Source organism: Armatimonas sp. (assembly GCF_031410135.1).
GTDB lineage: Bacteria > Armatimonadota > Armatimonadia > Armatimonadales > Armatimonadaceae > Armatimonas.
The window spans coordinates 1-10,600 of the sequence record NZ_JANNYP010000494.1 but is presented as its reverse complement, the minus strand read 5'-3'; the positions used below and the strand labels follow the sequence as shown (position 1 = coordinate 10,600).

General features: G+C 58.3%; 12 protein-coding genes and 1 pseudogene. 7 read left to right on the top strand and 6 right to left on the bottom strand.

What is annotated here, in order from left to right:
• The 4 genes and pseudogenes from RMO15_RS18400 to RMO15_RS18385 form a co-directional block, all read right to left on the bottom strand.
• Window positions 1-497: pseudogene (locus RMO15_RS18400) on the bottom strand (glycine--tRNA ligase); the annotation flags it as partial.
• 15 nt (window positions 498-512) lie between these two features.
• On the bottom strand, window positions 513-1,553 hold the full coding sequence (locus RMO15_RS18395) for a multiheme c-type cytochrome (RefSeq protein WP_309715114.1): 1,041 nt from the start codon (window positions 1,551-1,553) through the stop codon (window positions 513-515).
• On the bottom strand, window positions 1,550-2,065 hold the full coding sequence (locus RMO15_RS18390; protein WP_309715112.1) for a DinB family protein: 516 nt from the start codon (window positions 2,063-2,065) through the stop codon (window positions 1,550-1,552). Before RMO15_RS18390 ends, RMO15_RS18395 begins: the two co-directional genes overlap by 4 nt.
• Entirely contained in the window at window positions 2,062-3,123 is a 1,062-nt protein-coding gene (locus tag RMO15_RS18385; RefSeq protein WP_309715110.1) for a C39 family peptidase, read from the bottom strand. Before RMO15_RS18385 ends, RMO15_RS18390 begins: the two co-directional genes overlap by 4 nt.
• Window positions 3,124-3,149: 26 nt before the next feature.
• Between RMO15_RS18385 and RMO15_RS18380 the strand changes: the two genes are divergently transcribed.
• The 3 genes from RMO15_RS18380 (at window position 3,150) to RMO15_RS18370 (ending at window position 6,223) form a co-directional block, all read left to right on the top strand.
• On the top strand, window positions 3,150-3,857 hold the full coding sequence (locus RMO15_RS18380; protein ID WP_309715108.1) for an arginyltransferase: 708 nt from the start codon (window positions 3,150-3,152) through the stop codon (window positions 3,855-3,857).
• Between the two features lie 78 nt (window positions 3,858-3,935).
• The gene (locus tag RMO15_RS18375) at window positions 3,936-4,640 is read left to right on the top strand and encodes a PEP-CTERM sorting domain-containing protein (protein WP_309715106.1); all 705 of its coding nucleotides are present in this window, start codon (window positions 3,936-3,938) and stop codon (window positions 4,638-4,640) included.
• A gap of 2 nt (window positions 4,641-4,642) precedes the next feature.
• On the top strand, window positions 4,643-6,223 hold the full coding sequence (locus tag RMO15_RS18370) for a D-aminoacylase (protein WP_309715104.1): 1,581 nt from the start codon (window positions 4,643-4,645) through the stop codon (window positions 6,221-6,223).
• On the opposite strand, the gene RMO15_RS18365 is transcribed toward RMO15_RS18370, so the two are convergent.
• Window positions 6,210-6,965, bottom strand: a complete 756-nt coding sequence (locus tag RMO15_RS18365) for a hypothetical protein (protein WP_309715102.1) — start codon at window positions 6,963-6,965, stop codon at window positions 6,210-6,212. The two genes, RMO15_RS18370 and RMO15_RS18365, sit on opposite strands and share 14 nt — an antisense overlap.
• Before the next feature lie 119 nt (window positions 6,966-7,084).
• On the opposite strand from RMO15_RS18365, the gene RMO15_RS18360 reads away from it, so the two are divergent.
• The 4 genes from RMO15_RS18360 to nagZ are packed head-to-tail and all read left to right on the top strand — an operon-like array spanning window position 7,085 to window position 10,224.
• Entirely contained in the window at window positions 7,085-7,777 is a 693-nt protein-coding gene (locus RMO15_RS18360) for a YggS family pyridoxal phosphate-dependent enzyme (RefSeq protein WP_309715100.1), read from the top strand.
• A gap of 36 nt (window positions 7,778-7,813) precedes the next feature.
• Entirely contained in the window at window positions 7,814-8,338 is a 525-nt protein-coding gene (locus RMO15_RS18355) for a cell division protein SepF (protein ID WP_309715098.1), read from the top strand.
• Complete coding sequence (gene proC, locus RMO15_RS18350) at window positions 8,339-9,139, top strand: pyrroline-5-carboxylate reductase (protein ID WP_309715096.1); 801 nt, start codon at window positions 8,339-8,341, stop codon at window positions 9,137-9,139.
• Entirely contained in the window at window positions 9,136-10,224 is a 1,089-nt protein-coding gene (nagZ, locus tag RMO15_RS18345; RefSeq protein ID WP_309715094.1) for a beta-N-acetylhexosaminidase, read from the top strand. The genes proC and nagZ overlap by 4 nt, the downstream gene beginning before the upstream one ends.
• Here nagZ and RMO15_RS18340 read toward each other — a convergent pair.
• A partial coding sequence (locus tag RMO15_RS18340) for a glucoamylase family protein (protein WP_309715092.1) occupies window positions 10,193-10,600 on the bottom strand: 408 nt, incomplete at its 5' end. The genes nagZ and RMO15_RS18340 overlap by 32 nt on opposite strands.

Below are 10,600 nucleotides of genomic sequence, written 5' to 3'. Positions count from 1 at the left end.
GTGCGTGGCTCGGTCCAGTCGCCCGGCTTACCATCCAGCGCATCCACCACTTTGGCGGCTTTCAGCGCCGTCTGGGCTTTGGTGGGATCGCTGAGCAGCGCGTCCACGAAGATATCCATGTCCGGGTTGCGCTCAATTCCGAAGCTAGCCGCGATGGCATCCAGCGTCTCGGGCGTCTGCTCTTTGAGCAGGTGATCGAACCGATAGCGCTTCTTGGTGGTCTTGTTGTCCACCAGCGGGTCGGTGAAGCCCTTCTCGTGGCCGGAGTAGCGCAGGACATAGCGGTTGGTCAGAAGGGACGTCTCGATCCCCTCCATGTCGTCGCGCTCGTAGACATTGTGCTTCCACCAGAGCCGCTTAAGATTATTCTTCAGTTCCACACCCAGCGGGCCGTAGTCGTAGGTTCCCTGGAGGCCGCCGTAGATCTCGGAGCCGGGAAAGATAAAACCGCGTCGTTTACAAAGAGAGATGATCTGATCAAGAGAAGTAGCAGGCATAGTGCCGCTATTTTATCATCGGTTGGCGCGGTAGATTTTGATAAAGTGATCCGCCATTTTTGTGGGGGTATCTCCCACTTCAAAGGCGGGCCGCTCGGGCATGTGACAGCCGACGCATTTCTCTTTGGGATTCACGGGACAGGCTTTTTTCGGCGCACTGTGGCAGCTCAGACAGGCTTTCTCGTAGGGTTTTGGGTCGGTGCCCGCATCTTCATGGGGACTGTGGCAGGTGACACAGGTTAGCTTGTCCTTGCTTTCCTTGAAGCAGCGGCTCAGAGACAGGCCATAGGGCTGGAAGCGATTGGTGCTCTTACTGAGAGGCCCGACATCGTCTTGTGTTCGGTGGCAGCTGCCACAGAGCGTGTTGAGCTGCTCACCGCCTGCGTTTTTGAGTGACTCTATTGCGAGCTTGGCAGGCTTCTCGCCTTTCCCCATCGCAGCGACATGCTCTCGCCCCGGCCCGTGGCAAGACTCACACCCTACCCCAAAGAAGCGGCGCTCGACCTGTAGAGAGTTTTCGGGAAGGGTGACGGCATGGCAGCCGAGGCAGCGCTGGGCTTCCTGGCCAATGACAATGCGGCCTACCTGGCCTGCCATCGCTTTGGGTTTCTCTTGGCCCGGGGTGGTGCGCCAGAGCTTTTCGTGGGGAAAGTAGCTGGTCTGAATCTCCGTGCAGCTATCATCGGAGAGGGCGATAAAGGTCATGCCCGTCTTACCGGAGCCCAGCACGAGCTGAAGAGGCAGGTCATTGACCACAAAGCGCCCCTGTTGCTCCGTTAGCATGCCGACGCCCGGAATTTGCCCTGGCTCGGGGGCCAGGGCGCCCAGTCCAGCACGAGTTGCCTCCTGCATCGTGGCCATGTGGTGGGTCTTCTGATGGCTTGTGAACTCAGCCGCATGACAGGGCTCGCAGGCCGCATTCCCCACAAACGGTGATGTCTCGTCCGAGGGAAGAGGGGGCTCGGATTTTTGGGGCGAGCATGCCACAACGAGAAGAATCAGTGTGGGGAGCAGCAGAGCGCAGAGAAGCCGAGTGAGCTTTTTGAGATTTTTCATGAGCGATTTGGCCCAAAAACCTCTTCGTAGATGGGGTTGGGAAACGGAGCGTTGTAGATTTCGGTGCCATCGAGGCCAAACGAGAATGCCAGATACGAGAGCTGTCCGTTCTTGTAGATGACGTTCTGGAGCATGTGGTGGATGCAGCCGCGCACGCTCCAGTCGAAGCCCGTGTCGTTGAACTGGTGGCGCGCTTCATCCAGCTGCTCTGGCGTGAGGGATTTGAGCATCTCATCCCAGCGTTTTGCCTCGGCTTCTAGCTCGGCGATAAGCGCGGCTTTGTCTGCGGGCGCATCGGGGACCCGGGCGTGCTTGCTGGCATCGGGCTCCTCGATATGCATTCGGTCGCAGATCAGCCATTGCCAAGCGTGGGTCACGAGCGTGCGGCCCGTGGGCGCGGCGTGGTGGTACGTAAAGTCAAACTGTTCGTCGGACATCCGGCTGGCCCAGCGGTGAATGCACTTCAGGTGCCCGATTAAGTTGCCGTGTGCTTGTTCTAAATCTGGTGTCATGTACCATCCTCCGGTTTATCGGCATCAGGGGGCTTGGGGCCGACTGTCATGATCCAGCGAACATCCAGCGCCTCCCACTCGTAGATTGCGCTCTCGCCGCCGCCGTTCCAGTAGCGGTTGCCGGTGGAGGAGAGCTCTCCATCGGGGCTGTTGCGCCGCGCGGTCCATGTCTGATTTCCGGCGGGATCGTTGACAATGATGCGCTTGTTGTCCGAGAGATAGCCCCGCGCTGTCATTAAGTGCCCGGCAGGAGTGACGCGTGTCCCTAAGATCACGGGGCGGCCCGCGTTTAGCTCGGCTTTCACTCGGGCAAAAGTGGCCTTTTCGTTGTAGAGAATCGCCACACCAGGGAAGTCTGGTTTTAAGTAGGTTAGCATCTTCGCGTGAATCGCTCCCGAGTCGGGCTCACAGACCGCATCGTCAATCTCTTTGATGTAGCCCCCCCAGGCATTGGTGTGCACATACGAAGACGTAATGGTAACCGGCTTGGCGGGGCGCTTGCCCAGGCCCGCCAGGAGCATGATCATTGAGCAGGGGCCGCAAGAGCCTGCGCCGTCAAAGTCGTCGGGAGAGTCCCACATCTGCATGACATAGGGGAGCTTGAGATCCACAACTGGCACTGCCCGAGGAAGCGGCGCGACATCGCCAAAGTGCCACGGCGCGGGCGGGCCTGTCGGAGCGCTCCGGCCCCAGGCCAGCTTTTCGGCTGACGGGCGCGTGACGGCAATCTTGGGAAAGCGTCCCTCGCCGCCCGACGCGAGTACATCAAGGACTTTGTTGGCGTACACATGACCTGCCGCACCCTCCTTGCCCGTGCCGTAGCGCCCTAGAGCATAGAACCAGCACTCCAAGATATTGCGCCCGTCTTCGAGCCGTCCGTTGCCCATAATCGGCGCACGGTTCCAGCAGAGATAGAGCTTTCGCGCGAGCTCCTCAATGTCCTGAGCCGTACGAAACTGCTGCCAGCGTCCTTCATGCCAGGCAAGGGCTAGCAAGAGAGAGGAGGGAATACGCCAGCGGCGAGCGGCATCGTCGAGGAGTGCTGGGACAGAGAGCATGGGCTATTTTACCGATAAAATGGCCCATGCGTGTTCTCCAGACGGTTTTGACGGGTCCCGACGAGTGTCACTACTTGCCCGAGCGGCAGGCGACCATGGAAAACCTGGTGGTAGCGCAGCTTAGCCCAGAGGAGTACGAGCAGAAAATGAACGAGGGCTGGCGCAAGTTTGGCCCTGTGCTCTTCCGCCCGATCTGCGATGGTTGCCGGGAGTGCCGCCCGATTCGGATCTTGGCGGCGGAGTTCTCTCCGAGTCGCTCGCAGCGGAGGGCGCTGGCAAAAAACGCGGATTTAGAGGTGCGCCATGCCCGTCCCACCGTCGATGTCGCACGACTAGCACTCTACAACCGTTACCACACGGCACAAGAAGTCGCCAAAGGCTGGCCTGAGGTCGAGAAATCCGCCGAGGACTATGCTTTTTCGTTTGTGCATAACCCTCTACCTGCGGTGGAGATCAGTGTCTGGGAGGAAGGAGTGCTACGGGCGGTTGTGCTCACAGACATCACTCCAAACACGGTATCAGGGGTCTATCACTACTACGAGCCTGAGTGCGAGGGGCGCAGTATTGGCACCTTTGCGATGCTTCAGACTATCGCGCTTGCCCGCTTGCTGGAGAAGCCGTGGGCCTACTTTGGCTACTGGGTTGCCGCTTGTCCTAGCCTCTCCTACAAGTCGAAGTTTAATCCCTGTGAGATAATTAATCCTCAGGGGCAATGGGAACCTAATAACCCGTAAAATTACTAGGTTTTCGCAAGCTACTTTGCTGGGTATAATGATGGGTAGTATATTTGCTAGGGGTTGTAAACTATTCGAATGACAAATAAAATTTCTCTTACTCTTGTTGCTGGTCTGGCGCTTTCGGGCAGTGCCCAGGCTCAGATTGCCTACTCCAACGACTTTGAGACCACCACGGGAGGTTTCACGGCGGGCGCTCTTGTGAGCCATCCTAACACCGCCAACCCGGCAGGAGCGACTTCGCAGTTCTTGGGGCTTTTTTCAGATAACTCTAGCACAAGCCTGACGCTCAGTGGGCTGGTTCCCGGTGACTTGTACGACCTGACTCTGGATCTTCTCGTCAGGGGGTCTTGGGATGGAAATAATAGCTCTGTGGGGCCGGATGTCTGGCGTGTGACGGCGGCTGGCGGACCTTTAGTGGATACGACTTTCTCCAATGTCAGTGGTTCTAACCAGTCGTTTTCGTCGAATGGCTATATTGGTGTGGCGAGCTACGCACCGGGCACCGATGCTGAGTTTATCAATACCGATGTCTATGGCATCTATGATGGGTATGCTCTCTACAAGTTCGATGGTGTTTCGAACCCACAGCTTGAGTTCACGGCGGCTAGTGGCACGGTCATTCTGGATTTTGCGGGACAGAACCTTCAGGGTGTGCCGGACGAGTCTTGGGCCATAGATAATGTGGTGGTGTCGAGACGTGGTAATGTGATCCCCGAGCCTGGGACGCTTGCGCTGGTCGGCCTAGGGGCTCTTGCCCTCCTGCGCCGCCGCCGTAAGTAAACGTGACGGCTGATTTTCTAATAACGGATGCTCGTGTCGTAGATGGCACGGGCAATCCGTTTTTTTATGCCGATGTGGCTGTGACAGGCGAGCGCATTATCGCCGTCACGGCTCCGGGGCACTTCCCACGAGAAAACGCACAAACAGTACTGTCGGCGCAGGGAAAAGTGCTCTGTCCGGGCTTTATAGACATTCAGAGCCACTCACTCCATCCCTATCTGACCGATGGGCGTGGGCTCTCGAAAGTCACCCAAGGCGTCACGACGGAGATCCTAGGCGAGCTGTGGACTCCCGCACCCTTTGGTGGTAGGCGCACCGAGCGACAGACGAGCGATGCTCCCACTTGGCGACACTTTGCAGACTGGCTCAAGCACTACGAGACGCGTGGTGTTTCTGTCAATGTCGGGAGCTTTGTCGGGGGCGGTAGTGTCCGTGAGTGGGCCTGTGGTTGGGATGCGGATACACCCACCGATGACCAGCTAGAGCAAATGCGCCGTGTGACAGCGGAGGCCATGGAAGAGGGGGCTTTCGGGATCGCTCCTGCCCTGATCTACCCGCCGGATTCCTACTCCACGGATCACCAGCTCATCGAGTGTGCCAAGGTCGTTGGGCGCTACGGTGGGGTGTATATTGTCCATCTGCGCTCCGAGGGCGACGGGTTTCTGGAGAGTATTGAGGCCACGGCGCAGCTCTCTGAAGTTTCGGGCTGTCCGGTGGAGATTTACCACTTGAAAGCCTCGGGCGAGCGCAACTGGGACAAGATGCCCCGCGCGATCGAGCGCATCCACGAGCTACGTGAGCAAGGCATTGACATCACGGCGGACATGTATCCCTATATTGCGAGTGGCACGGGGCTCTCGGTTCTTATTCCGACTTGGGCGCACGAGGGCGGCAAGCTCTACGAAAACATCGCCGATCCTGTCACGAGCCGCCGTATCTATGAGGAGATGATCGCTCCCCAAGCCGCGACCGGAGATTTTGCCAGTAGCGACCGAGGAGGGCATGTGATGCCGCTAGGCTTTCTCAAAGACGAGAACAAGCGCTTTAGCGGGCTACGGCTCACTCAGATCGCCGAGCTTCTTGGCTGCGACTGGGCAGAGGCGGCCTTACGCTTACTGCACTCGGAAAACCAGCGCATTGGCACCGTGTTCTTCTCAATGTGCGAAGAGAACCTCAGGCTCCAGCTCCAGCAGCCCTGGATCAAGATCAGCACCGATGCGGGCGGCCTTGACCCCGCCACCCAGACCACGCCGGTTCATCCCCGCGCTTACGGCACCTACCCCCGTGTGCTGGGTAAGTACGTCCGTGAAGAGGGCTTGCTGACGTGGGAAGATGCCATTCGCAAGATGACCAGCTCCGTCGCCGAGCGCCTGCGCATCCGTGACCGAGGGCAAGTCCGTGAAAACTTCTTTGCGGATCTGGTGATCTTAGATCCTGCCACCGTAACGGATCGAGCGACTTTTACCGATCCACATCAGCTCTCTGTTGGCATTGAGTGGGTTTTTGTCAATGGACAGCCTGTCGTGGCAAAGGGGGCGCACACGGGTGCAGTGCCGGGCAAGGCACTCTTTAACGCACTTTAGCGGGCTTGTTGGGGACTTCCGCAGGACGTGCGAAGTCGGTATCTAAGAGAGGGACGTTGTTTCGGATCTGGTTGAAGGCGAAAACCAACTCGACCTCTTTGGTCTTCTGTCGCATCTGAAAGGGTGTCTTGACGCCCTCGGTTAGTCGCCAGTCGCTGGTGTAGGTCGTGGTGCTGAGCTTGCCCTGAGGACTCTCCTGGACTTGATCCGTGCGCACAAGAAGGAGCGTCGTGGTGTCGTGGAACTGGATCACGGGCGCACTACCATCTTTGGGCCAGAGCCGTAGCTTATAGAAGCTTGCCACGCCGACTTTAGCAACCCCTAGATTCTCCACTTTCTTGAAGTAGCTGCGCCAGTTTTGTGGTGCGTTTGTCTGGAGCGCCTGAAGCTTGAGCTGTGCGAGCTCTGCGCCCCGAAGAATGCGTAGCCCCAGATTCGGGTCGCGTGACCAGCCCTCTTTGCCGTCAAAGCCCAGAGATATCTCTCCTTGCGCTGGTAAGAGCAGGCGCATCAGAAACTTACTGGGTGCTTTTGACTTGATCTCCACCGTGCCTCGGGTCGCCTGTCCGACGAACTCAACGGTTCCTGAAGCCACCGCACTGGTGATCTTGGCATATGCTGTGGCCCCTCCTGTGTTCTTGAGAAAGCCATCCAGAACTTGTTCTGCTGTCAATTTGGGCTTAAGGAGAACTTCCGGTTTGGGTTTCGGTGTGGGGGATGGTTTTGTCAGGAGACGCTGCATATCTGAATGATACCGTAAAGTTATTAACAAACAATAGTTCTTTTTGTTATTTTTACGGTGTAAGTTCAAACGCCATTGACAGTTACTAACACATGGGGTTATAATGCCCCGCATACGGAGTGCAGATAACCATCATTGAGCGTATTTTAAGCGTCCGCGAGCGAATCGCGGTGGCAGCAGGTCGTGCGGGCCGGTTGCCAGAAGAGATCACATTAGTCGGTGTTAGTAAGCGTCACCCTGCGGAGGCTGTGCGTGCGGCATGGGAAGCGGGGGTGCGTGAGTTTGGGGAGAACTATGTTCAGGAGGCCCGCGAGAAGCGTGCTGCACTGGAGGATCTTGTCGGGCTCCGCTGGCACTTGATTGGGGGACTGCAATCCAATAAGGCTCGGCTTGCCGTATCGCTTTTCGATACTGTGCAGACCGTAGACCGGCTCTCGCTGGCGCAGGCGCTTTCGCTTGAGGCAGAGAGAAACAAAAAAGAGCTGTCGGTGCTGATAGAGGTCAACCTCGCGGGAAGTGCGATCCGTGCGGGGGTGGCAGAATCAGAGACACAGGCACTTTGTGAGCAAGTGGCGGCTCTGCCCTACTTGCGACTGAAGGGACTGATGGGAATGGCCCCTCTGTGTGAAAATGCAGAGGGGGCGCGTCCCCATTTTTCTCGTTTACGATGTCTATTTGAGGCGCTTCCGGGTGAGAACCAACAGGTGCTTTCCATGGGAATGTCGGGAGATTTTGAGGCGGCGATTGCGGAAGGGGCAACACTGGTGCGGATTGGGACGGCCCTTTTTGGTGAGAGACCACCACGGAATTAGTTTTATTAAATTAAAGTTTTTGAGGAGCGAGGAACAATGTACAACGCCTATGAGCGTGAGGACGAGCAAGAAGAGCCGGTTGGGAGCAGCTTTAAAGATCGGCTAAAGACTCTCTTTGGGCTACGAACCCCTGCCAATGAGCTGGAAGAAGAGGAAGGTTTTGACGATCCTGAGCCCGTATCACGGCGCAGCTCACGATTGGTTGCCCCGACTACGGTTGCCACTGCGCCGGCGACTGCGACTATGACCACTCGTAACACCACCTACCGACTCTCCAGCGTCCGCGATGGCTCGATCAATATCATGCCCGCGTCGTCGTTTGCCGATGTTCAGAAGGCAGCGGATCGGCTCAAGCAGGGCGAGCCGCAGATCCTGAACCTGGAGAAGACCCCACCCGAGGTGGCGGAGCGGCTGATTGACTTCCTCAATGGCGTGACCTATGCGCTAGATGGTTACGTGGAGAAGATTGCGGAAGGGGCGTACTTGTTCACCCCGGCCAATGTCATGATCCACGCTGATAAGCCCGGTGAGCAGCCCAAGCCCTTCTTCGATCGGCTCTAGGTGAAGCTCGCGGCGATTGGGACGGGAAAGCTCGGCAGCGCGATTCTGCGTGGCTGGGTGACCTCGGGGCAGCTCCTCCCGGCAGAGCTTACTCTGCCGGGTCGGCCCTCAGGTGTGGCACTTGCAACGGAGCTTGGTGCACGGGTGATGCCTAGCAATCGTGAGACGGTAATCGGGGCAGAGGTGCTCTTGCTTGCCGTAAAGCCCTACCAGCTCGTCTTAGTACTCACCGAAGTGCGTGAGGCGCTGTCACCGGAGTGCCTCATCGTCTCCGTTGCGGCGGGAGTTCCCACGAGTACGCTGGAGGCAGTTCTTTCTGAGGGCCAGCCGGTTCTTCGTGTCCTGCCCAATACCCCGGCGCAGATCAGCGCGTCGGCGTCTGCACTCTGTCGCGGCAAGTCTGCGACGGACTCCCATGCGGCCACGGTTTCTCGTCTCTTTTCCGCGCTGGGGCTCTGTCTCGAAGTGGCGGAGAGCCAGATGGATGCCGTTGTGGGCGTCGCCGCCTCAGGGGTTGCCTTTGTTTATTTATTTCTAGAAGCCCTCACCGATGGGGGTGTTCGGATGGGTCTGCCACGCCCTGCCGCCCGTCAGCTCGCTGCCCAGACCCTGGTGGGAGCGGGGCGCATGGCGCTAGAAACCGGCCAGCACCCGATGGAGCTCAAGGATGCCGTCACGACACCTGCTGGAACGACAATGGCGGGAATTGCGGTACTGGAGAGCGCAGCCTTTCGTGGCATCGTGATGGAGGCCGTCCGTGCCGCCACAGAGCGCTCCGCCGAACTAGGGAAAACGAGATGACCCTGGAAGAAAAAATTGGTCAGCTCTGCTGTTTTGGCTGGCACGGTTGCACGGCACTGGATGAGCAGGCCCGCGTCTGTGTGCGGGAGCTCCATGCAGGGGGCATGATCGTTATGGGACGCAATCTCCATGATACTCGCCAGAAACCGACACCGGATATAGATGCTGTTGCTGTACGAGAGATGCTGGATGCGCTTCAAGGCCTCGCGAAAACGCCGCTACTGATTGGCACGGATCAAGAAGGGGGGCGTGTTGCTCGCTTTGGGACGGCCCCGTTTAGCCGTCAGCCCGCCGCTGCTGACTTTAAGAGCACGGAGGCCGCCTATGCTGCTGCGTACCAGACGGGCCTGGAGCTACGCACCGTCGGGGTGAATGCTAACTTTGCGCCGGTCGCCGACATTAACTCGAACCCCGCTAATCCTGTGATCGGCGATCGTAGCTTTGGGGCAACCGTAGACGAAGTGGTTCCTATGGTCGAGGCTCAAGTTCGGGGCTACGCTGCGGCGGGGATGCTTGCCTGCCTGAAGCACTTTCCCGGCCATGGTGACACGGCTACCGATTCGCATTTTGCCCTCCCCACCCTGCCGCACTCGCTAGAGGTGATGCAGCAGCGTGAGCTCGTTCCGTTCCAAGCGGGAATTGCTGCGGGAGTGCCTGCCGTGATGACGGCCCACATTCTCTTTCCGGCGTTGGATGCTGAGCTGCCCGCAACGATGAGCCCGACAATCCTCACCGGTCTACTTCGAGAACAGCTTGGCTTCAATGGCCTAATCGTCACCGACTGCCTGGAGATGAAAGCCGTCGCTGAGCGCTGGGGAACCGCCCAAGCCGCACTCGCCGCTGTGAAAGCGGGAGCGGACATGGTGCTGGTCTGCCATACGTTAGAGCGTCAGCGTGAGACCTATGAGGTTCTTCTTGCCGCCGCTCGCTCGGGGGAGCTACCTGCCACCCGCCTCGACGAAGCCGTGGCCCATGTACTCGCAGCCAAAGCCACCCTCTCTTCGCTTCCCTACGACCCCACGCTTCTTCAGGGAGTCCAACACCAGGCTATAGTCACGACTCTCGGGGCCGAGGCTCCGGTTTAAACCCCGCAGCCGTTAGGCCACGCCTAAGATACGGATGCTCTCCGACCAGTTTCCAGAGCAGGCCGGTTTTTGAGTTCTCCCAGGCAAGGAGCGCCATGCCCAAGTCAATTCCGACGACATCTTGATCAAACCAGTTTTTATCGGCGTTGAGGGCGTTGGAGAGTCCGTAGCGCCCTGTGATTTTTTCTCCAAAGCGTTTCTGAAGCGCTGCCAGAGCTTGTTTTGCTTGCTCTGGGACAAAGAGAACTCCTGCCATCGCTGCGGTGGGAGCCACCGTGCCATCGTGATCACCCTCGCGTGGAGATTGCGCACCGTAGCCAACGGGTGGTGGCTGGTCACAGGCATTGATTCCCCAGATCCCCTCACGGTCGGTCAC

Excerpts from the sequence above, each read along its gene's own strand:
- RMO15_RS18395 (WP_309715114.1), bottom strand. The coding sequence starts at position 1,553 with ATGAAAAATCTCAAAAAGCTCACTCGGCTTCTCTGCGCTCTGCTGCTC.
- RMO15_RS18390 (WP_309715112.1), bottom strand. The coding sequence starts at position 2,065 with ATGACACCAGATTTAGAACAAGCACACGGCAACTTAATCGGGCACCTG.
- RMO15_RS18385 (WP_309715110.1), bottom strand. The coding sequence starts at position 3,123 with ATGCTCTCTGTCCCAGCACTCCTCGACGATGCCGCTCGCCGCTGGCGT.
- RMO15_RS18380 (WP_309715108.1), top strand. The coding sequence starts at position 3,150 with ATGCGTGTTCTCCAGACGGTTTTGACGGGTCCCGACGAGTGTCACTAC.
- RMO15_RS18375 (WP_309715106.1), top strand. The coding sequence starts at position 3,936 with ATGACAAATAAAATTTCTCTTACTCTTGTTGCTGGTCTGGCGCTTTCG.
- RMO15_RS18365 (WP_309715102.1), bottom strand. The coding sequence starts at position 6,965 with ATGCAGCGTCTCCTGACAAAACCATCCCCCACACCGAAACCCAAACCG.
- RMO15_RS18355 (WP_309715098.1), top strand. The coding sequence starts at position 7,814 with ATGTACAACGCCTATGAGCGTGAGGACGAGCAAGAAGAGCCGGTTGGG.
- nagZ (WP_309715094.1), top strand. The coding sequence starts at position 9,136 with ATGACCCTGGAAGAAAAAATTGGTCAGCTCTGCTGTTTTGGCTGGCAC.